This is a genomic window from Streptomyces flavalbus (genome assembly GCF_042674625.1).
Taxonomy (GTDB): Bacteria; Actinomycetota; Actinomycetes; order Streptomycetales; family Streptomycetaceae; genus Streptomyces; species Streptomyces flavalbus.
The window spans coordinates 2,285,222-2,308,276 of the sequence record NZ_JBHTEB010000001.1 but is presented as its reverse complement, the minus strand read 5'-3'; the positions used below and the strand labels follow the sequence as shown (position 1 = coordinate 2,308,276).

Annotated in this window: 11 protein-coding genes and 1 pseudogene; 7 read left to right on the top strand and 5 right to left on the bottom strand. The window is 66.9% G+C overall.

Features of this window, described 5'->3' with window-relative positions; genetic code table 11:
* The first annotated feature begins 93 nt into the window (after positions 1-93).
* The 5 genes from ACFQZ6_RS10190 to ACFQZ6_RS10170 are packed head-to-tail and all read left to right on the top strand — an operon-like array spanning position 94 to position 17,768.
* Complete coding sequence (locus ACFQZ6_RS10190; RefSeq protein WP_381606864.1) at positions 94-3,267, top strand: SNF2-related protein; 3,174 nt, start codon at positions 94-96, stop codon at positions 3,265-3,267.
* Positions 3,264-8,750, top strand: a complete 5,487-nt coding sequence (locus ACFQZ6_RS10185; protein ID WP_381606861.1) for a hypothetical protein — start codon at positions 3,264-3,266, stop codon at positions 8,748-8,750. The genes ACFQZ6_RS10190 and ACFQZ6_RS10185 overlap by 4 nt, the downstream gene beginning before the upstream one ends.
* Positions 8,747-14,509 (top strand): DEAD/DEAH box helicase, encoded by a 5,763-nt coding sequence (locus tag ACFQZ6_RS10180; protein WP_381606859.1) that lies wholly within the window; start codon positions 8,747-8,749, stop codon positions 14,507-14,509. Before ACFQZ6_RS10185 ends, ACFQZ6_RS10180 begins: the two co-directional genes overlap by 4 nt.
* Positions 14,506-15,459, top strand: coding sequence for a hypothetical protein (locus tag ACFQZ6_RS10175; protein WP_381606857.1), 954 nt, complete (start codon positions 14,506-14,508; stop codon positions 15,457-15,459). The genes ACFQZ6_RS10180 and ACFQZ6_RS10175 overlap by 4 nt, the downstream gene beginning before the upstream one ends.
* Positions 15,456-17,768 (top strand): UvrD-helicase domain-containing protein, encoded by a 2,313-nt coding sequence (locus tag ACFQZ6_RS10170; RefSeq protein WP_381606855.1) that lies wholly within the window; start codon positions 15,456-15,458, stop codon positions 17,766-17,768. Before ACFQZ6_RS10175 ends, ACFQZ6_RS10170 begins: the two co-directional genes overlap by 4 nt.
* Before the next feature lie 57 nt (positions 17,769-17,825).
* On the opposite strand, the gene ACFQZ6_RS10165 is transcribed toward ACFQZ6_RS10170, so the two are convergent.
* From ACFQZ6_RS10165 to ACFQZ6_RS10145, 5 genes are read right to left on the bottom strand one after another with little or no spacing between them, the layout of a single operon-like run.
* On the bottom strand, positions 17,826-18,794 hold the full coding sequence (locus tag ACFQZ6_RS10165) for an S-4TM family putative pore-forming effector (RefSeq protein ID WP_381606853.1): 969 nt from the start codon (positions 18,792-18,794) through the stop codon (positions 17,826-17,828).
* A gap of 7 nt (positions 18,795-18,801) precedes the next feature.
* Complete coding sequence (locus ACFQZ6_RS10160) at positions 18,802-19,656, bottom strand: CBASS oligonucleotide cyclase (RefSeq protein WP_381606851.1); 855 nt, start codon at positions 19,654-19,656, stop codon at positions 18,802-18,804.
* A 24-nt stretch (positions 19,657-19,680) separates the two neighbouring features.
* The gene (locus ACFQZ6_RS10155) at positions 19,681-20,184 is read right to left on the bottom strand and encodes a hypothetical protein (RefSeq protein ID WP_381606849.1); all 504 of its coding nucleotides are present in this window, start codon (positions 20,182-20,184) and stop codon (positions 19,681-19,683) included.
* Positions 20,181-20,627: a hypothetical protein gene (locus ACFQZ6_RS10150; RefSeq protein ID WP_381606847.1), complete on the bottom strand. Its 447-nt coding sequence runs from the start codon at positions 20,625-20,627 to the stop codon at positions 20,181-20,183. Before ACFQZ6_RS10150 ends, ACFQZ6_RS10155 begins: the two co-directional genes overlap by 4 nt.
* Positions 20,628-20,646: 19 nt before the next feature.
* Positions 20,647-21,534, bottom strand: coding sequence for an AAA family ATPase (locus ACFQZ6_RS10145; protein ID WP_381606845.1), 888 nt, complete (start codon positions 21,532-21,534; stop codon positions 20,647-20,649).
* Between the two features lie 328 nt (positions 21,535-21,862).
* Between ACFQZ6_RS10145 and ACFQZ6_RS10140 the strand changes: the two are divergent.
* Both ACFQZ6_RS10140 and ACFQZ6_RS10135 read left to right on the top strand, forming a co-directional pair.
* Positions 21,863-21,961, top strand: a pseudogene (locus ACFQZ6_RS10140) (helix-turn-helix domain-containing protein); the annotation flags it as partial.
* Positions 21,962-22,473: 512 nt separating this feature from the next.
* Complete coding sequence (locus ACFQZ6_RS10135) at positions 22,474-22,914, top strand: ImmA/IrrE family metallo-endopeptidase (protein ID WP_381606843.1); 441 nt, start codon at positions 22,474-22,476, stop codon at positions 22,912-22,914.
* Positions 22,915-23,055 lie beyond the last annotated feature (141 nt).

Sequence of the window (23,055 nt, the reverse complement as noted above, 5' to 3'; positions counted from 1 at the left end):
TACCTTTCGCCGACGGAGTCGGTTCGGGGCGATACAAAGGGTGGGCAGCGGCACACCGCACATCACGAGTACACAGTCCAAGAGGAGCACCACGTGGCCACGGCGATGCAGCCCGAGGTTCCTGAGGCGCGCGACGCCGATGCGGCGTCGGCGTATCCGGCCGGTGCGAAGCCGACCTTCGCGCCTGGCGCCCAGGTACGCATCCGCCACGAGCAGTGGCTCGTGAAGTCCGTCGACGAGTCTCGCGACGGACTGATGGTCGAGGTCAGTGGCGTGTCCTCGTTCGTCCGGGGCTCGGACGCGGTGTTCTACTCCGGCCTTGACCAGATCGACGTACTCGATCCGCGCAAGACCCGGCTCGTGCCCGACGACACCTCCAGGCACGCCAAGGCCCGCCTGTATCTGGAGGCGGTGATCCGCAAGACCGCACTGCCGCAGACCGAGCACGGCATCGCGCTCGCCGACTCCTTTCTCATGGACCGGCAGGAGCACCAGCTGCGCCCCGCTGAGCTGGCACTGTCCATGCGCAACCCGCAGCCACGGCTGCTGATCGCCGACGTGGTCGGGCTGGGCAAGACGCTGGAGATCGGCATCACACTCGCGGAGCTGATCCGGCGCGGGCGCGGCGAGCGCATCCTCGTGGTCACGCCCGCCCATGTGCTGGAGCAGTTCCAGCGCGAGTTGTGGACCCGCTTCTCCCTACCGCTGGTGCGCCTGGACTCCACCGGCATCCAGCGCATTCAGCAGGAGATCCCGGCGGGCCGGAACCCATTTGCTCATTTCAAGCGCGCCATCGTCTCCGTCGACACCCTCAAGTCGGCGACGTACGCCCACCACCTGGAGAACATCACCTGGGACGCGGTGGTCATCGACGAGTCGCACAACCTCGTGAACAAGGGCACCCGCAACAACCTCCTGGCCGGTCGTCTCGCCGAGCAGACCGATGCGCTGATCCTGGCCTCCGCCACTCCGCACAACGGCGACGCCGAATCCTTCGCCGAGCTGATTCGGATGCTCGACCCGGCGGCGATCGCCGACCCCAAGAACTACAAGGTCGCCGACCTCGACCACCTCTACATCAGGCGCACCAAGTCCGACCGTGAGGTGCGTGACGGCCTCAAGGACAAGCCTTGGGCTGAACGCGGCGACTCCCTGCCGGTGCCGGCTCCGGCGACACGGAAGGAAGTCGCCGTCCTGGAGAAGCTCGCGAGCGAATGGACGCCGGGCGACCCGAACCGTTCGTCGGTCTGCGCCGATCCGCTGGTCGGCTACAACTTCCTGAAGGCGTTCCTCTCCTCCCACGTCGCCCTGCGTGAATCCCTGGCCAACCGGCGTGCCTACCTGGACAACCCGAAGAGCGTCACGGCGAAGGGCAAGGCCAAGACCGCACCGGACACCCCCGAGCGCCGCGCCGCTCTCGCCGCCGAGAGCAAGGCCCTCGCCGAGCTGGAGGCGCTGGTCGCGGACTTCACCGACCAGGACTCCGCCAAGCTCGACGCACTCGTCCGCACGCTGAAGGACGACCTCGGCGTCGGCCCGGACTCCGAGCGCCGCGTCGTGATCTTCTCCGAGCGGGTCCACACCCTGGACTGGCTGGCCCAGGAGGTCCCGGCCCGGCTTGGCTTCAAGAAGAAGAACCTGGCCAAGCCCGACAAGATGCGTCCCTGGAAGGCGTACGACGGCGCCGTCGAGGTCATGCACGGCGACACCACCAACGACCAGCAACAGCGGGAGATCGTCGACCGCTTCGGCCGGCGCGAGGAGCCAGTGCGGCTGCTGTTCACTGGTGACATCGCCTCCGAGGGCGTCAACCTGCACCACCAGTGCCACGACCTCATCCACTACGACCTGCCTTGGTCCCTCATCCGTATTGAGCAGCGCAACGGACGTATCGACCGTTACGGGCAGGCGGTCAGCCCTGAGTTCCGTGCGCTCACCCTCACCGCCGACGTGCCCTGGCGGCGCGATGAGGAGAGCGGCGAGATGCTCACGCTCGACGACCGGCTCGTCGGCACCCGTCTGCTGCGCCGCGAGGCCCAGGCGCACGAGATCGAGACCGGCGAGGGCAGTGCCGAGGCCGTCACCGGTCTCTACAACGACAAGAAGGAAGAGGACCGCCTCACCCGCGACCTCATCAAGGGCGGCACCGTCGAGCGTTCCGTCAAACAGTCCCAGCAGGAGTCCGGCGGGGTCCTCGCGGGGCTCCTCGCCGGCGCCAATGCCCGGCTCGCCGACCCAACGGCCGCTCCGGCCACTCTCGGCACGGCCGCGGTGCCCGAGGCCGACGTACCCCACGTCTTCGCCGACACCAAGGCGTACTTCCACACCGCCGTAGACCTCATCTACCCGCAGGCCGAGCGCGAGGCCCTCGACTGGAAGCCCGAAACGGCTGGCGGCCGCATCGAGTTCACCCCGCCCGACGACCTGCAGTACCGCTTCCGGGAGCTGCCAAAGTCGTATCTGGAGCAGGAGAAGATCCTCACGACGTCCAAGTACGACGGCACGCTGCGCATCACCTTCGACAAGCAGTACGCCGCCGACCGCCTGGAGGCCGCCCGCAATGCCAAGCAGGGCAAGACCGACGAGCCCACGTCCCAGTGGCCCAATGTCTCCTACGTCTCCGACATTCACCCGGTGCTCGACTGGGTGACGGACAAGGTCCTCGCCAAGCTCAAGTATGACGAGGCGTTCGTCCTCGCCTACCAGCCGGACGTAGCCAAGGCCAAACGGATCGACGCAGCTCTGCCTTCGGCCCTGACCGGCCCTGTCTATCTCCTCCAGGGCGTCTACTCCAACGCGGCGGGCAAGCCGACGGTCGTGGAGTGGATGGCCGTCACCGGCCTCGCCGAGGCCACTCCTCGCGTGTGGCGCATGGACTCGGCGTTCCTCGCCGCCTGCGGCGTGGGCCCTGACATGCCCGGCCGCGCCCAGCCCGTTGACCCCGACCTCCTCCAGGAACTCGTTCCCGCGGCTGTCGATGCGGCCGAGACCCACCTGCGTGAACGCCGCGCCGACTACGACCAGCAGGTCGACTCCTACCTGGCGCCGTACGAGGACCGGGTGCAGGTCTGGGAGCAGGGGGCCCTGATCGCCGTCGGCAACCAGGAGCGTCGTCGTAAGCAGGTGTACGACACCGCCAAGCGCCGCCGCGCCCTCGTACGCCGTCTGCGGACCGATGGCGACCCGATGCTGCGGGTCCTCGGCGTCCTCGAACCCCTCCACCCTGCCACCGTTTCCGCCGCACACGCCGAGGAGTCCGCACGATGAGCTACACCTACGACTCCTTCGCCAACCGCGGCGAGTACCTCTCCGCCCACTATTTCAGCGAGGAGCTGGAGAACACCCTTAAGCGGAGTAAGGCGGGCGATGAGGGCCTGTTCACCCTGTGGACCAGCCGCGAGACCGACCCCCACGACCCGCAGCCCACTCCGCGCGAACTCCTCCCTCGACTCCGCGGTGAGTACTTGGCCACCGTGCGCCCCTTCCTGTCCGCCCGCGCCCAGCAGGAAGAACTCGGTAGCACCTACGACGACCCCACGGGCGAGTGGACAGAACGCCTCGCCACCTGGCACACAGCTGTCCTTAAGGCCCTCGGTTACAGTGGTGACCGGCCTGAGCCGATCACCGTGCACAACGCGGGCCGGGAGTACGAACTCCAGGTCGCCTGGCACGGAAACGGCATCCTCGCCATCGACTGCGGCTGGACCGCCAAACTGGACGACGCCCTCGACCCCGAGAAGGCCGGACAGCTCCTCCACCTGCTCAAGACCGCCGACGGCCTCATTGATGTCGGCGAGAAGCTGGCGGGCTGGCTCTTCCAAAGCGAACTGCACGAGCCCGGTGGCGACGGACCCCGCTTCATCCTGCTGCTCTGCGGCGGCGTACTCGTCCTCGCCGACCGCAACTCCTGGGCCGAAGGCCGCTATCTCGCTGCCAACCTGGACGCGGCCCTCGCCCGCAACGACACGGCGAAGGCCGGCGAACTCTCCCTCCTCGCCGCCCTCTTCTCCCATGACATGCTCGCGCCCCGCCCCGACGGCAAGGGCCGACGCCTCGACGACTTGCTCAAGGCCTCACGGGACAACGCCGTCGGCGTCAACTCCGAGCTGCGCAAGGGACTCCAGCACTCAGTCGAGATCATCGCGAACGAGGTGCTCGCCCGCCTGCGTGAGGAGGAGGTCGAGCCGCGGGAGATCGAGGACCTCAAGAAGGGCCCGTTCGCCAAGCAGCTCACCCGCGAATCGCTGCGCTATCTCTACCGCATCCTCTTCCTCCTCTATGCGGAGGCCCGACCCGAACTGGGCATCCTGCCCGCCGACGACTCGACGTACCAGACCGGGTACTCGATCGCCCGGCTGCGAGAACTGGTGGCGCGGGAGCGGAAGCTGGTCGAGGAGGACAGCCGGAACGGCTTCCACCTCTACGCCTCCCTCGACGTTCTCTTCAACAAGGTTAACTACGGCCACCGTCCGCATGGCACCGAAGCCGACGACGACAAGCCGGCCGAGGAGCGCAGCCAGCTTCGCGGACTGCGCTTCGAGCCGCTGCGCAGCGAACTGTTCGACCCTAAGGCGATCACCCTCATCGGCCGCCACATCCTCCACCCCCACTGGGACGAGGACGGGGACGAGCAGCCGAGGTGGCTGGACCTGCGACTGCGCAACGAGGCGTTGCACCAGGTACTGCGTCTGCTGACCATGAAGGAGGCTGGCCAGAAGGGCAGACAGGGCGGCTTCATCTCCTACCGCAACCTCGGCATCAACCAGCTTGGCGCCGTCTACGAGGGCCTGATGTCCTACACCGGCATCATCGCCAAGGACGAGCTGGCTGAGGTCGCCAAGCCCGGCGCGAAGAAGGGCGGCAAGCAGTACGGCGACCCGGAGAAAGGTTCTTGGCTCATCCCGGCCGAGAGACTAAAGCACTACCCGGAGAACACGCATGTCGTGTACTCCCCCCAGGATGCCGAACAATACGGTCTGCGCGGTCCCAAGAAGTACGCCAAGGGCACCTTCGTCTACCGACTGGCTGGCCGTGACCGAGAGACGTCCGCCTCGTACTACACCCCCGAGTCCCTCACCAAGGTCACCGTCGAGCTTGCCCTTAAGCACCGCCTCGACCAGGACAAGGACGCTGACGGCAACACGATCCAGACCCGCGCGAGCGAGCTCTTGCGCTACACGATCTGCGAACCGGCCCTTGGATCTGGCGCGTTCCTCAACGAGGCGATCAATCAGGTCGCCAAGGAGTACCTGAAGCGCCGTCAGGAAGAGCTGGGCGTCAGCCTGGACACCTCCAAGGCGCTCGATGCGGAGCAGAAGGTCAAGGCGTACATCGCCCTCCACAACGCGTACGGGATCGACCTCAACGCGACGGGCGTGGAGCTCGCAGAGGTGTCGCTGTGGCTCAACACCATGCATCCCGGCATGCGTGCGCCGTGGTTCGGACTGCATCTGCGACGGGGGAACTCACTTATCGGAGCCCGGCGTTGGGTGTACGAAGCCGAGCGCATCAAGAAGGAGCGGACGATCGGCGCGCAGGTGCCCACCAAGCTGCCGTTTAGGGCGGCTGGTGATGGCGCGAAGCAGCTGCTGCCGGATGGGGCTGTGCACCAGTTTCTTCTGCCCACGCCTGGGTGGGGTGCCGTCGCGGGGGCGAGTGGGGATGCGAAGAAGCTGGTGGAGCAGCTCGCCGGGACACAGGTGGAGCAGCTGAAGGCGTGGAAGAACAGCATCAAGGCAAAGCCCAAGACGACCGGCGGCAAGGGCAGCCAGCTCGCCCGGTTGCAGGCTGCGGCCCAACGCGTTGAGTTCCTGTGGAAGCTAGTTGCCAAGCGCATGGAGCTGAGCGAGCAGGAGATCGCCCGTACCATCGATGTGTGGGGGACGGATCGTGAGGAGGACGCGGGGGAATACGCCTTCCTCCGCCGCGACAAACAGAACCCTGACCAAAGCCTGCCGCTGACCAAGGAGCAGGTCTTCAAGGACCTCTTCGAGGCAGAGGGCTCCCCGTACTGGCGGCTCAAGCAGGTCATGGACGCGTGGTGCGCGTTGTGGTTCTGGCCGCTGGAGAAGGTGGGCCTGCTGGATGGGTCCGATGCGGAGTACGACACGGCTCCGTTGGTGACGGCGCAGGAGGGGGCCGACCTTGACGCGTTGTTGTCCTCGGTGGCCGGGGCGGCGGTGGAGGTTCAGGAGCGCGCGCCCGAGCCGACGCCTGTGCCTCAGTTCCTTGAGCCCGGGCTCCTGTTCACCCTAGACGGTGACCAGATTTCCTTGGGTGAGGCTGAGAGCGACGACGAGGCCGGGAAGAAGAAGGCGGCCAAGAAGACACGTGCCTCCTCTGCATCCAAGAAGCCCAGTGGACCGGCACGCCGCCGCGATGTCATTCCGCTGGCGGACGTGGGCGACTGGATCGCCTTCCTGGAGTCGCTGCTCGGCACGGGATCGGTCCCGGAGGACACCCTTGCCACGACGGTCGACTCTCTGGAGGAGCTGAAGAAGCTCGAAGACCTGATCCAGGCCGAGATGGGTATGGACGACGCCCGCAAGGCGGTGGAGACGCGGTATCCGTGGATGCGGGTCGTGCGGGATATTGCGGAGGAACAGGGGTTCCTGCACTGGGAGTTGGACTTTGCGGGTGTCTTCGCCGGGGAGGCAGGGGGCTTCGACCTTCAGGTGGGTAACCCGCCGTGGGTGCGGCCGGAGTGGAAGGAGGATCCGGTTCTTGCGGAGTACGAGCCGTGGTTCATGCTCACGGAGAAGCCGAAGGCGGAGGAGAAAAACCGGCGGCGGGAGGCCGAGCTTGGGCGGCGCGAGGTACAAGAGTACCTGCTCGGTGTGCTGACGCACACGGCGACGATGGCGTCGTACCTGGCGGCCGCATACGTCTATCCGTTCATCTCGGGCAGCCAACCCAACCTGTACCGGGCCTTCATGTGCGAAGTATGGGACCACTCTGGGCACGGTGGCACGGTGGGGATGGTGCACCCGGATACGCACTTCGCGGGAGACAAGGAGGCAGCACTGCGGGCGGCGGCTTATCGGCGGCTGCGTGTGCACGGCGACTTCGTTAACGCCAATAACCGGTTCTTCCCAGAACCGGTTAGGGACGTGACTCACTTTGGCGTGCACATCTATGGTCCTGATCAGGAAGTCGATTTCTACTCGTTGGCTTGGCTCTACGCGGTAGATGTGTTGCGACTTTCGGATGCTGTTGATGACCCCGGGGAGGATCCGGGTGTCAGGTTCAATGGCAGCTGGGATGAGCGCCCTCACCCAAAGAGGATGGTGCGAGTAACCCGCGGAACTCTCGAACGGTGGCAGCGATTTGCTGGCGAAGATGGACCGCTGGAGGAAACGCCCCTCCTCACACCGGTGAGCACGGCGGAGGACCCGGCGATCGACGCACTTGGCCTGTACCCGCTGAGGCTCGGGGAACTGAACCCGGATATCACCCGTGGGTACGACGAAAGTGGGGCTAAGAAGGCGCAGTTCGGCCCGGACAGGAACCAGCGACTCATCGACTACAATACCGGCATCGACGGCCAGAAAGACTACCATACCGCGTCATGGGATGACGTCATTCTCAAGGGCGTGCAGATTGACGTCGCCAACCCGATGTTCAAGCAGCCCAGCCAGGGTAAGGGTGAAAGGCGCGGGCTCAACCCATTGGCTATCGCCGACGACGAGGTACCCGAGTCGGAGTACAAGCGCGTGGCGACGCCCCAGGTGTTCCTGGCTGCCCAAGACGAGTGGACTGACGGGAAGGCGTACGAGGCGCTGCTCGCGTCGGATGAGGAGTGGGAGAAGGCTCGGGCTCGGGTTGCGGCAAAGAGGAAGATTCCGGAGGAGGAGGTCGATGCTGGGGAGATTGAGGTGTTCCTGCGAGACAAGGCGGGGATGCCGTACAGCGCGTGGTATCGCGTGGCGTGGCGTGAGAGGGTCACATTCGATACAGAGCGTGCGCTCTACGCAACGCTGATTCCTCCAGGGACCAGCCACATTCACGCAGTGCGTTCCGGACGCATCACGTCACCCCGCCTCACCGGGCTCACCGCCGGGTTCATGGCTGCTCTACCCGTGGACTACCTGTTGCGGACCGCCGGGGTCGGGCATCTGGACGTGGCACAGGCGAGGCGTCTTCCGGCGCCACAGTCAGGCCACCCTCTGGCCTCCGCTCTCCTTCTCCGTACCCTACGCCTCAACGCCCTGACCACCGCCTATGCTGATCTCTGGGCCGATCTCTACGACCCCAAGTGGCCCGCCTACGAGCCCTGGGCGATCGACTGGCCCGGCATGCGCACTGACCTACACGCTGTCACCCCTATCTGGCAGCGGGACACCCCGCTGCGTACCGAGTACGCCCGCCGCGCCGCGCTAGTCGAGATCGACGCACTCGTCGCCGTCTGGCTCGGCATCGACGCGGACACGCTCATCGTTATGTACCGGGCCCGATTCCCTGTACTTCAGGGCTATGACGACGTGACATCGTTCGATGCTAATGAGCGCAAAATTGCGGCCAGACGGGACACTTACGGTTTCGACCAGACCAAGGACCACTGGACCCAGTTCCAGGCCTACCAGGACGATCCCGAGAACAACCCCGTCCCCGTCGGCTACACCGCCCCCTTCTACAAGGCGAACCGCGAACGCGAAATGCGCCAAGCCCACGCCTACTTCAAGAAGCGGCTCGATGACGCCGTGGCAAAGGGTCTCTGGGACCCGGAGAAGATGGAGGTCCCGACCCCGTGAGGCCGACCCTCGAAGCACAGGGACTCAAGGAGAGCCTGCTCCAGTACCTGTCCACGACGTACGGTCTCGCGGACGAGGGCGCGCGTAAGGCGCTGAATGCCTTCCTCGGGGACGAGACGGCAGGCATGTTCCGCGGCCCGTACCTCCGCCTGCGTACCCCCTTCACCCCGGCCGACGACGGCTGGCAACAGTACCTGGACTGGGTCCGTACCGACGGCTGGACACCGTACGCCCACCAGGCCCGCGCCTTCGCCCGGCTCACCTCCAAGGACGGCCACACACCTCAGCCCACGCTCGTCACGACAGGCACAGGTTCCGGCAAGACCGAGTCGTTCCTGTACCCCGTGCTCGATCACTGTGCGCGCGAACGCGCGGCCGGGAACAATGGGGTCAAGGCGGTCTTCCTCTATCCGATGAACGCCCTGGCCACCGACCAAGCCGCCCGCATCAACGATCTGCTTACCGATTATGACGAGTTGAGCGGTGTCCGCGCCGGCCTCTACATCGGGGAGAAGGCGGCGACGCACTACGACCGGGTGTACACCCGCCGCCAGGACATGCAGCTGTCCCCGCCGGACATCTTGATCACCAACTACAAGATGCTCGACCTGCTGCTCCAGCGTGCCGCCGACGCACCGCTGTGGGACGGCAGCGACATCCGCTACGTGGTCGTCGACGAGTTCCACACGTACGACGGCGCGCAGGGCACCGACGTCGCCATGCTGCTGCGCCGCCTCGCCATCGCCGTCGATGCCAACCAGCCTGGCAAGCCGCTCGGCTCGATCACCCCCATCGCCACCTCAGCGACCCTCGCCTCCGGCACCGATGAGGACGGGGTACAGCAACTCCTCTCCGTGGCCACCAACGTATTCGGCACGGAGTTCACCGAGGACGCGATTGTCGGCGAGAACCGGCTGACGGTCGACGAGTTCATCCTGGGCGAGGATGAGTCGATCCCGGACGCGCGATTCCTCCCCGGCCACGCCACGCCTCCTGAGACACTCAGCGCCCTGCCGGATCCGGCGTCCGGCCGCGAAGAACTCGCGGACCTCGCCGAGGCCGTCACCGGAAGCCGGGTCACTGATCCGGTCGCTCTCGGTGCAGCCCTCAAGCGCAATCGGCTCACCTACGCCGTCCTGAACGCCTTCGACGGCACGGTGCGCACCTACGACGAGGTGCTCGACGTGATGCGCCGTAGTGGGGCGAAGAGCTGGGACGAGGCGATCACGACGCGGCCCCAGATCGCTGCGCTGGCACTCGCCCGCTTCGTCGCGCTGTTGTCGGTGGCGCGTGACCCTGACACGCCGGCCGAGGTCAGCCGCCCCTTTGTCCAGGTCGAGGTGCACCAGTGGGCGCGGTCCGTCACCCGGATGCTGCGGGGTGTATTGCCGTGGCCGAAGGCCGAGTTCGCGTGGGATACGGCCGCGGCGCAGAGCCAGTCGCGTACGACGCCGGACACCACCACCTCCCGCGACACCAAGATCTTCCTGCCCGCGGTGTACTGCCGAGAATGCGGGCGTTCCGGCTGGTCGGTCCTCGCTCCCGAGTCGGACTTCGAGGAGCTGAACTTTGAGGCTCACAAGATCCGCCGGGCCACCGTCACCGCCGAGAAGGCCAAGGTGCGCACCCTGGTGGCGGCCACTGATAACGAGGCCCGAGAGGGCAACGGCCGTACTGCCATGGACCCGGCGGTGCAGAGGTCGCTGACCACCGGCGGCGCGGGCGTGCTCATGGTGCTCGACGGCCTGTCCCAGCGGCTGCGGCTGCCCGACCCCCAGGGCGACTACGACGACGAGGGCAACCCGGCGCCCGCCGGCCCCGACTCCGCCTTCGTCCTGGTCCAGCTGGGCGACACCGCGGAACGCGCCGCCAAGGACGACTGGTGCCCCGCCTGCGGCACGCACAACGCGATCCGCTTCGTCGGTACGGGCGCTGCCGCTCTCGCCGCCGCCTCCGTCACCCAGCTGTTCACCGGCGGGGAGATGGACAAGAGGCAGCGTGAGACAAAGACACTTATGTTCAACGACTCGGTGCAGGACGCCGCGCACCGGGCCGGTTTCGTCGCCTCCCGCTCGTACACCTTCTCCTTGCGGGCCTTGTTCACCAAGCACCTGAGCGAACAGCAGCCCAGCGCGCTCAACGACCTTGTCGCCGACGTCGTAGCGGCGACCACCGACCGTGAGACACTCGCTGCCGTCGTCCCGCCGGACCTCCACGACGACACGGGCGTAGCGCGCCTGCTGTCCGGCCAAGGACGCGGCGGGGACAAGAAGACCTGGGACCTGATCGGTGAACGTTTCGCGTTCGAGGCCGTCATGGAGTTCGGCCACCGCTCCCGCAACGGCCGTACCCTCGAACTGACCCGTACTTCAGCCGCCTGGGTGGACATTCCCGATGAGCAGGCGGCTGTGGCGCTCGTGCGCGGCGCTCATGAGGAGGCCGCCCACCGCGGGTTGACGCTCACCGAACACGACGACGCCCGCTATCTAGCGTTCCTGCGCGGCCTGCTGGAGCGGCTGCGCACACGGGGGGCGGTCGGGCACCGGTGGCTGGAAGAGTTCCTCGACGAGGCGGGCACCAGCCGCTACTTCATCTGGGGAGGCCGCCCGCGCGGCATGAAGGCCTTCCCCAAGGGGGTCTCCGCACCGAGCTTCCTGCTCGCGCGGCCCAAGCCGAGCAGCGAGTTCGACTTCGCAGCCGGACGTCTGTCCTGGTACCAGAGCTGGGCCCAGCGCTGCCTCGACATGACCCGTGAGCAGGCTGACGAGTTCTGGGTGCGGCTGCTGCCCCGGCTCACCGACGCCGGGCTGCTCTCGGCGCGCACCCCGAGCGATACGGCCGCCCGCTTGTACGGCCTTCAGCCGGGCGCCATCCGGTTGCAGTTGCTGACCGACGCCCAGGTCAACGAGGCATATGTGCGCTGCCCGAAGTGTTTCTGGGAGCAGACCGTCCATCCCTCGCTGCTGGCCCAGTACCACGGGCAGCCTTGCCAGGCGTATCGCTGTGCGAAGGGGCGGCTGGTCGCTGGTGATCGGTGGCTGGAGACCGTGGACCGGCACGACCGGGACCGGGACTACCGCGACGACTACTATCGCCGCCTGTACCGGCGAGCGGGTACCTACCAGGTCATCACCGCCGAGCACACCGGTCTGCTTTCCCGCGGCAAGCGCGAACGCGTCGAGGACGCCTTCCGCAACGGCGAAGGATTCAACGACCCCAACGTGCTGTCGTGCACGCCCACCCTGGAGATGGGCATCGACATCGGCGACCTGTCCGCCGTCGTCCTGGGCGCCCTACCGCGCCGTCCGGCCAACTATGCCCAGCAGGCGGGTCGGGCCGGACGCCGTACCGGAAACGCCTTCCTGCTGACCATTCCGGACCGCAAGCGCCGCGACCTGTACTTCCTCGACCGGCCACGGGACATGATCGACGGACGGATCGTGCCGCCGGGCTCGTATCTGTCGGCCATCGAGATCCTGCGCCGCCAGTACACCGCCCACCTCCTCGATCTCGCAGCGCGCGGCCGGCTGCTGCGCGAAGACGGCAAGCCGCTGGCAGCCCTGTCGCGCCGGGTCGATGAGCTTTTCGGCCCCTCCGGCTACCTCGCCGACTTCACCGACGCCGCCCTCGCCCACGGCGAGGAGCTCGTCGCGGGCTTCCTCGCCCTATTCCCGACCGGCGTGAGCGACACCGCCAAGAAGGAGCTGGAGAGGTACGCGGTCCGCGGCATCCGCAGCGCGATCGAGAAGGCCGAGCGGGAGTGGGAGCGCGAGAACCAGAAGCTGCGCACCCGTATCCGTACGATCCGTTCCGCGATCGACGAGCTCAAGGACGGTGACGACGAACAGGCGAGCACGAAGGCGGAGTTGGAGGCTGAGCTCGGCGCCATCTCCAAGCAGGGTGCCGCACGGCAGCGTCAGCCCGCCCAGACCGTGCTGTGCGACCTCGGCCTGCTGCCCAACTACGCCCTCATCGACGCCACGACCACCCTCGACGCCACCGTCTTCTGGCCCGAGGGCACCACACCCGAAGGCCGGCCCCGCTACAAGTCGAAGTCGTTCTCGTACGGGCGGCCGCGTGGCTTCGCCCTGTCCGAACTCGCCCCCGGCAACACGTTCTATGCCGAGGGCTACAAGCACCGGATCACCGGTATCGACATCGTCACCGGCCGGGATCAGGACTGGCGCCATTGGCGCTTCTGCCCCTCGTGCGGCTACGTCCGCACCGAGAACGCCGAGAACGACATCACGCCCTGCCCGCGCTGCGGAGAGACGGGCATCGCCGACTCCGGCAGCCTGTGGCAGATCGTCCAGCCCAGCGTCGTGACGGCCCGCGACAAGCGGGAGGACGCCAGGATCGGCGACGAGAGCGACGACCGCGACCGCCGCTTCTACACCGTCGTCGACATGGTCGACATCCACCCCGACCACTTCGCCAAGGGTAAGTCCTGGCGGCATACCAAAGAGGTCTTCGGCGTCGACTACACCCGCCGTGCCGTCATCCGCCGTATCAACGCCGGACCGCTCAGCATCGGCGCCCAGGAGAACGAACAGCTCGCCGGGAAGCCGGTGCGTATCGCCCCCTTCCACGTGTGCACCGCCTGCGGAGCCGCGAGCGCCGACGGCCGTCCGGTCTTCGACGACGACCGGGACGCCGTCGACAACTCCGCCAACCGCCAGCGCGAACTCAAGCACCACACTCCCTGGTGCCCGCTGCGGCGCGGCAAGAAGGGCGTACCCCAGGAACCGGTCCTGCTCGCCCACGAACTGGAGACCGAGGCCCTGCGCATCCTGTTGCCGGCCGCGACCGTCCTCGTCGAGGAGAAGGTCCACTCCTTCCAGGCGGCCCTGCGTCTGGGCGTAGACGGCGCCTTCGGCGGCGACCCGCAGCACCTCGCCACCACGCTCGCCACCATGCCGGACCGTGACACCGCGGAGAAACGGCACTTCCTGGTGCTGTACGACCGTCTCCCGCACGGCACCGGCTACCTTGACCGGCTCACCGACCCCGCCGCCTTCCGTCAGGTGCTGGAGGGCGCCCGCCGGTTGCTTCTGGAATGCCCCTGCAACGAGGAGGGCGGGCCGGCCTGCCACCGCTGCCTGTACCTCTACGCCGACGAGCAGTACATCGAGCGCGTCTCCCGCCAGGCCGCCCTGGAGATCCTCGACGAACTCCTGGGCACGGACACCGACGCCTGGGACACCAAGAAGGTCGGCAACACCGATCAGATCGGGCTGGACGGCCAGGTCGAGTCCGATCTGGAGGCACGCTTCCTCAAGGCCCTGCGCGGGTGGGCCGGACAGCGCGGCGACGCCGTGCTGGAGGAGAGCGGCGACAACAGCGCCTATCTGCGTCTGGACGCGGTCGGCACCGTGCACGGCTGGCGCCTGACAGCGCAACGCAACGAGGGGTACACCCGTACCGACTTCACCTTCGAACGCGTCAATGGCCCCAAGCAGAAGATCACTGTCTACCTCGATGGGCACCGCTTCCACGCCTCTCGTCGCCACAACCGACTCGCTGGCGACGCCGACAAACGCAACCGGCTCCGGGCCGGGGGAGAATTGTCTTTCAGCTCACCTGGGACGACCTCGACGCCTTCGAGCGGCAGACGAACACGGCGGAGTCCGCCGCAGGGCGGGAGGCGGCCGAGCCGGTGTGGCCGCCGTACCCTCGCAGTGCCCAGGACCTCGCCAAACGACTCTACGCCGACCGTGGCGGCGACGACCTTGCGGCCACCGCCTTCACTGACCCGATGACCATGCTCCTCGCTTACCTCCGCAGCCCGGACGACGCGGCCTGGGGCAGGAGGGCATCAGCCATAGTCGGCGGGCTCCTTGGGACCGGTCAGGAGATCCTCGTCGGCAACGGCACCCCGGACCAGACGCGCCAGACGCTCAGCGGGCTCCTCGACGCCTGGGGCCGCACCGACGGCATCGACCCGGCTCCCATCCAGGGCACCGGCACGCTCAACCTGTTCCAGACCTGCGACCAGTCCGGTCTCCCCATCGCTTTCCTCGTCGACGCGGCCACCAGCCGCTGGTCCGCCCTGGCCTGCCTCGACGACACCGCACACGACCAGCTGGGCACGCCCGAACACAAGGCGCGCTGGCGCGCGTGGCTCCAGTGGTCCAACATCCTGCAGTTCCTCGCCCACGACGGCGGCGACGGTATTCAACTCACCACAGCCACTGCAGCAAGCTTCGACCTCTCGGTCCTCAAGGCCTTCGGCGGCCTCGGTGAACTCGAATCCCTCGTCGTGCGGTATGGCACCGGCACACCCGCACCGCAGCCCGTCCCCGCGGAAGCCTCCAACGAGACTCCTCTCGAAGCAGCGGTGCGGGATCTGCTGTGGGACCGGGAGATCCTCGAATACCTCGACGAGGACGACCCCAACTCCCCTCTCACCCGCCTCGCCCACGTCTTGGCCGACGGCGGCAAGAAGGCCCCCGCTTACGGCTACGAGCTCGGCGAACGCGGCTGGCTCGCCGACTTCGTCTGGGACCACGGCACTCCGCGGATCGCCGTCATGGCCGAGCCTTACGACCAGGAGGACGAGGAGAGCAACAAAACCTGGAGCGCCTACCGTGTCGCCGGGTTCAGCATCCGCTCGGCCGACGACTGGCTCGCCGATCTCGATGCTCTGCTGGGCGTGCTCCCCGACGCCACCGTCCGTCCCGACTCCGAAGAACAGAGTGCCGCACGATGACCGCACGCCTGAGCCTCTACCAGAAGGCCGAGAACGAGCTCTACAAGATGGACTCGTCGGTCAAGACGAAGTTCTACGACTTCTGCCACCAGTTCCGTCTCGACCCCGATCACCCCAGCCTCGATCTCAAGCCCCTTAAGGGGGACGGCCGGATCTTCCGCGCCAAGATCGACCGTTCGTACCGGGCGCTGCTGGCCCGGGCAGGGGTCGGCGCCGATGGTGTCCAGCAGTGGCTGATTGTCGCCGTCCGCCACCGCAAGGACGTCTACGAAGAACTCACCGTCGCCATCAACCGGGTCACCGGCGAGATCGAGTTCGTCGACCTCGGCGTCGTCGGTCAAAGCGTCCTCCAGCGCGCGGGACTCCAACTCACGCCGGCCCAGGAAGAACACACCGCACCGGCCGAGCTCACGCCCGCCCCCGTTGTGTCGCCACGACCGGCCGTCCCCGCCGAACCGCTCCTCGTCGGTTGCACGCCCGAGGACCTGCGTCGGCTTGGTGTCGCCGACGCTCTCATCGGCCCGGCCCTCGCGGTCACGACCGACGAGGAGCTCGACCAGCTCATCGCCGGAGCCCCGCGCCTGACCGCCGAGGTCCTCACCGGGCTTGGCTCCGGCATGTCCGTCGACGAGGTCGAGCGTGAGATCACCGAGCCTGCCTCCACGGAGCTCGAACCGGGCTTCGAGAACGACATGGCAGCGGCCCTCACCCGTACCGCGGTCACCACGGTCGACGACGACATCCGCAACGTCCTGGCCGAGGGCGACTTCCGAGCCTGGAAGGTCTACCTCCACCCCACCCAGCGCAAGATCGTCGAGCGGAACTACAGCGGCCCCGGCCGGGTCAGCGGCGGCCCCGGCACTGGCAAGACCATCGTCGCCCTGCACCGCGTCGCCCGCCTCGCCGCGGCTCTGCCGCCCGGCCATGGCAGGCCGATCCTGCTGACCACGTACACCAAGAACCTCACCGCCGACCTGCGCTCCCGACTCACCTCGCTCATGGACCCAACGCTGCTCGGCCGCGTCGACATCAAGCACATCGATCAGCTCGCCCAGAGCGTCCTCAATGAGAACACCGCACCGGGCGCACAACGCAGCCTGATCACCGACGACCAGGCTCTGGATGTACTGCGCGAGGTCCTCTTCGAACATGACGAGCAGCGCTGGGACGCCGAATTCCTCTTCGACGAATGGGAGCAGATCGTCCTGGGCCAGTCCCTCGGCACACGCCAGGACTACTTCAAGGCCCGTCGCGCCGGCATGGGTCGCGCCCTCAACCGCCCCGAACGCGCCGTCGTCTGGAAACTGCTCGAACAGTTCGCCCTGCGCCTCAACGGCATGGGACGGGAGACCTGGGCCCAGGCCGCCGAGCGGGCGGCGCGGTACGAGATGGAACGCGCCCGCAAGATCCAGACGCGGGCCGAACGCAAGGCCGATATCGGCGGCGGCGACCTGGCCCACCTCGACGACAACAGCTCCGCGATGCGTTACCTGCGTCACCGCTACCGTCACATCGTCGTCGACGAGGCCCAGGACCTCAGCCCCGCCCACTGGAAGATGCTGCGCGCCATGGTCGCCTCCGGCCCTGACGACCTGTTTATCGCCAGCGACACCCACCAGCGGATCTACGACCGGCAAGTCACCCTTTCCACGGTCGGCATCAACATCCGCGGTGGCCGCTCCTCGAAACTGACGCTGAGCTACCGCACCACCCAGGAGATCCTCGACCAGGCCGCCAAGGTCGTCCGCGGGGGCACCTATGACGACCTCGACGACGGTACCGACACCCTCGACGGCTACCACTCCCTGTTGCACGGGCCGGCCCCCGAGTACGTCGCCTGCGCCGACTGGATTGACGAGATCACTCAGCTAGCCGAAGCCCTCAAGCAGTGGCGCGCGGACATCACGCAGCCCACCGAGGACGGCACCGTACGCGACCCCAGCGGCACCATGGCCGTTTGCGTCGCCGACGGCGACATGGCCGGCCGCGTCGCGGCCGACCTGGAGACGAAGCACGGCATCACCACAGCGACCCTCACCAAGGAAGGCCCGCAAGGTGACGGCGAGGTCCACGTTGGAACGATGCACCGCTTCAAGGGACTTGAGTACCAGAAGCTCGCGGTCATCGGCGCGAGCGACGGCATTCTCCCGCGCACTGCTGTCGTCGAGAAGTACAAGACGACTGACCCCAAGCGCTACGAACGCGAGCTCAAGAAGAGCCGCAACCAGCTCTTCGTCGCCACCACCCGAGCCCGCGATGCCTTGCGCATCTCCTGGCACGGTAGGCCCAGCCCGTTTCTGCCGTTGTAGGCCGGGGCGACTCTAAGCCGCTACGGGGGGCGGGCTTGGAGTATCCCGCCCAGCGAACTACGTGGGAGGGGGTCTGTCTTGGGCGAGGCGGACGCGGTGGCCTTCTGCGGTATCGCCGAAGTCGCGTTCGTCGTCGTCGCGGAAGCGTTTGTAGAACCACTCGGGTACTCGGGTGGTGTCCAGGCGGGTGCGGAGTACGCCGTCCTGTACGTCCCGTGCAACGTTTCGAAGGCGGCGCCATTCTTCGTCGGGGACGGGGCCGGGGCGTCCGTTGTGTATCTCGGTGTTGACGACCTTGGTGAGTCGGTCGCGCTCGTCGGCCACCTTGCGTTGGCCGGACCAAATCTCGTAAGCGATCTGGTAGACCGCCAGGGACGGGACGAAAAAGCTGAGGAGAGTGTCGCCCAGAGTGGTGTCCGCCACCACCAAACCGGCGACGAAGCCGACGGCGGCCCACACCCCCGCGGTAGCAGCGATGAGGTAGCTGTAGCGGCGGCGAAGGCGGGCGTCCCAGGCAAGATTCTGTTCCTGGGCGATGAACACGTCGTAGGGGTGGTGGACGTCGTGGGTGGGGTCGTACCAGCCGGCAGTGATGCGCTTGTCCTTCGGGCCACCTCGGCGGAGCTTGCGCGCGAGACGGCGGACGTCGGGTTCGGGGATGGGATCGCCTGCAACGGTGGCGCGCCACGGCAAGTGGAACAGGGCGACGTCGAACATCTCCTGGAGCAGGGCGCCCTGGCGGGCGGTGTTCCCGGCGAGGCCCTTGAGCAGGAACGCGGAGACGACGAACCAGAAGAACCCGACGATCGAGACCACTGTCCGGCCGTGGCCGATCAGCGTAATCAGGACACCAGCGGCGGCGAGCGCGACGGCGGCTGTGACGCGCACGGCTTCGAGGAACTGGCCGCGTTGATGGCTTGCCGACGCGGCGCGCTGGAGGAGCAACATGTCGTCGTCGAGCTGCCGCTCGTGGATAGCCCGAGGCGGTATCCCGTGGACGCCGCCGGGGTCGGTGAAGAGGTTCATGGCCTGGTCATCCTGTTCCCGAACAGCTTCCTCCACTCGTCGTAGGCGGCGTGCTCCTGGCCCTCGTCCTCCAGATCGACCGCCCGCTCTGCGATGGCGCGGCCTGGTCGAGCGCGTTGGCCGCGGCGAGCTTCTGAGTCGCGCTCATGACGGCGTTGACGTCACCACCCAGGCCAGCGGGGTCAGGCCACTCGTCGCCGATGCGCTCGGCGGCGGTGGCCAGGAACAGCACGATCTCGTCCTGGTACCGCCCAATCGGCGGTTTCACCAGCGACTGAGCCATGACCTCCAGCAGGAAGGAGGGCGACACGGGCTCACCGAGTTCGCGGTTGATGCCCTTGACCATCTTGACGAAGGGTACGTACTTGCCGTCGCAGTCGGCGTTCTTGGCGATGCTCAGCTCGTGGTGGCGCTTGGGGTTGGTCGCGATCCAGTCGCCTGCCGAGGGATTGGGGATGTAGTAGCCGCCTTTGTCTCGCTTGAAGGCGGGGACCACGTCGATCGACATGACCTCGTCGTCGGGTCCGCAGGGGATGACGACGGCCATGCCGTCGCGGGCGGCAGCGCTCCACTTCTGACGAAGCAGGGTCTCCAGGGCGTTGATCACTTGGATGGGCGCCTGATCGCGGAAGCCGGCCTGGGAGCCGTCGGCGTCGAGGACCACGAAGATATCGATGTCCTTGAGCTTCTTCGTCTTGGTGTCGCGCCTGTAGCTGCCGGTGAGGAAGTCGTCGGCGAGGTCCCAGTGCGACCGGAGGAAATCGCGGATGGCCTCGTGTCGTGCCTTCGCCAGGTTCTGCTCGGTCTGGGTGATCTCCAGGTTGTGCTTGAGCTTGGTGAAGGCGTCGTCGATGTATCCCATGGCGGTGTCTTCCTGATCGTGGTCTCACTTGTGGTAGTACCGCATGCCGGTCGAGGCGTGCGGGGCGGAGCCGAGGGTGCCGAAGGTGATACCGCGCAGGCCGTCGGTGCTCGCCCGCTGGCCGGGGCCCCAACCCGGTTGCGGGGTGCGGGGTCCGTTGAAGGTGCAGAACAGCCGATAGGTTGTGCCCGCGGGCACCCGGTCGAACTTGGCCCGGAACCGGGCGGCTCGGGCACGAGAGGCCGTGAACTCGGCGTTGCCGTCGCCGGAGGTGGCGTAGGACACCGGGAACTCGATCACCGGTGCCACGGCGCCCGAGGGCTGGTGGCACTCCAGGACGACCGTGTCGAGGGAGCCTTCCTCGATCCACGCCTTGATCGCATCCTCGTTCTGCACCCAGTCGCGACGGAACCGATCCATGTTGATCCCCAGGTCGGCGAGGATGTCGGTGATGGTGCCGAGGATGACATCGGTCAGATGCGTGGCGGTGTGGGTCCGGGTGTAGCTGTAGGTATGGGTGGAGGTCATCGCTGGGTCACCGCCCGTCGCAGAGCCTCGCGGTCGATCAGCGGACCAGAGATGGCAGCCTTCGTCTCCGGAGCGGGCGGGACAGCGTCGGACAACCGGGCGTGACCGTCGACAGCTGCTTTCACCTGCTCCTGGAGCGGCGCCGCGGACGGCAGGTGGATCGTGAAATCGTCGGCGCCCGCCGCGCCGGGGACGGGATTGAGGTTCTCCTCCAACGTCAGCGCCGCCGTGCCGGACACCGTCGTGATCTCGCAGTGCACCTTCCCGACCACCAGGGTGATCGGGTGCTGCTGCAGGTGCCCTGCCGCGATCAGCATCCGCCCGACCGCCTCGGCGGCCGACATCGCCTGCGCCGCCTCGTCGCGGGATAGCGCGGAGGACTGCGCCACTGTGTCCGCCACGAGGTCCGCGATCACCGCCCAGGTTCCGCTGGCACTGCGCATGGGAGAGGCCGCCACCTGCCTAGTGCGCCGCACGGGACACCTCCGGCTCACCCGTCTGCGCGACGGCGTTGCGCACCGCGGAGGCAAGGTCGTCTTCGGTGAGGCTGCCGGGGTCCAGCACCGTGTCCAGCCGCTGAGCCAGGGCTTCGAACACCACCTTGCGCGTACGGCGGCCGTCCAGCCCGTGAGCCGCCTCGGCGATGCGCTCCATCGCCGAGGAGCGCGCCAGCTCACCCAAGACCGGGTACTTGTCGGCCAGCATCAGCAGCGTGGAGGCCAGGATCTTCCGCAGCGCCTCCGGCTCGGGAAGCGGGACGAGGATGGCGGCGTCGGAGCGGGAGAGGAACGCCTCGTCCAGGGCGGTGGTGAAGTTGCTCGTCGCGACGAAGAACAGGTGCGGGTGCTCGGCGGCGTTGAGATCCAAGGCAGTGAGTACCGCGTCGGTGGCTCGGTGGACATCGGCCGGGTTGGCAGCCAGCGACGCCGCAGAGCGGGCGACTGCCATCGACTCGACCTCGTCGAGGATCACCACGGTCGGCACGCCATCCGACGCCAGACCCGGAACGTACTCGCCGAGCAGCTCGCTGACACGCTGCTGCGACTGCCCATGCTCTGCGCTCATGAGCCCGTGCGGGTTGATCTCGATCCGCCGGACCGCGCCTCCGCCGACGTAGCGGGCGACCTGCGCAGGCAGACCCCGTGCCAGGGTGGTCTTGCCGGTGCCGGGAGGGCCGTAGAGCGTGCACAAACCGTGCAACGCCGTCACCGCAAACGGCAGGTCAGGCCGCACAAGCAGCGACAACACAGTCTGGTTGCGCAACCGCTCCTTGATCTCCTCCGGCACCACGATGGCGTCCCACAACCCGGCCTCCTCCGAGTCGGCGGGTATCACCTCGTCCGACAGCACGCACTCCTGAACCCTCATTCTCCTCAGCTCCGTCCCCCCCACGCTTGGTGGGATACCTCAGATCTGAACATCATCTTCCTGGTTTCCGGTAGGGTACACGACGTGACGGAGATTCAACTCGACACACTTCACTCGGGCGTGTTCGGCTGGAACCGGGTGTTTTGACCGACCGGTAACCAAGGTGTGCCTAAGATGCGAGCGGAGCATTCAAGATCGAGAATCGTCCACTGATCGGTGGACGTCGACTGGCGCGGAGACGAGCGACGTGAACGACCCGCAACTGGACCCCGGCGACATCGCGGCCCTCTTCGATCGCGCCAGGCTGCGAATGGCGCGCGAACTCCGTGGACTCACCCAGGTGCAGCTGGCCCGGGAAGTCGGCTCCGTCACCGCGGCTTCGATCAGCCAGTTCGAGAACGGACATACCAAGCCGGCCACATCGACGCTTCGCCGGCTCGCGGTCGCGTTGCGGGTACCGGCGTCATTCTTTGCCGCTCCGGCTCGCCCTCCTGCCCAGGATCAGGTCAACGGGTTCTTTCGCAGCCTTCGATCCACCTCCCCCCGAGATCGCCAACAGGCGCTCGCCTACGTGCACCTTGCGCGGGAACTCGCGCTTGAGCTCGAAAAGCACGTCGCGTTGCCCGACCTCAATCTCCCGCGCGTCCCAATCGACGAAGAGCAGCCTCTTCAGTCCGTCGATATCGAACAAGCGGCAGCCCAGGTCCGTGACCACTGGAATGTCCCACGTGGTCCAGTGCGAGATGTTGTGCGACTGCTGGAAGTGAACGGAATCGTTGTTGTCCGCTTCCGTGTCAGCATCGAAAAGGTTGATGCATTCTGCGTTGACTTCCCCGACAGGCCCGTTGTTGCCCTCGGGGCCGACGGGACCTGCGTGACCGTTCCCGCTTCGATGCAGCCCACGAACTTGGCCACCTGGTCTTGCATGGCGTCACTGGAAAAATTGGCGACAAAGTTACTGAGAGTCAAGCCCACGAGTTCGCCGCCGCGTTCCTCATGCCAGCCGACGACATCAGATCCGAGCTTCCGGATCGGCTCGATTGGCCCGCTTTTCTCCGCTTGAAGGCGAAATGGCACGTTTCGCTATCCTCCCTTTTGGTCAGGGCAAAAACGCTCGGTGTCATGAGTGAACACACTTACACGCAGGGGTGGAAAGCCTTGTCTGTACGAGGATGGAGAAAAGTAGAGCCAGGTCCCCTGGGAAATCCAGAGGCTCCCGTACTCCTGCAGCGCGCACTAGAACTCATGGAAACAACGGGTATCTCCTTCGCTGATTTCATCAATAGTTCCGGCCTTCCGGAAGTCGACGTTCGAACCCTGCTCAGTCGGGATATCAGCGAACGACCCCGCGTGGAGTTCTGACCTACCTCATCCGGCCACTTAGCACCCCGAGGCCACCAAGGCCGCAGTAGTGGTCCCCCCAGCGCCGACGCAGTTCGACGAGCCCGACTCGGTCGGCGTTACTACCTCGGCGCTCGCTGTATCGGATGCATGCGGTCGGGA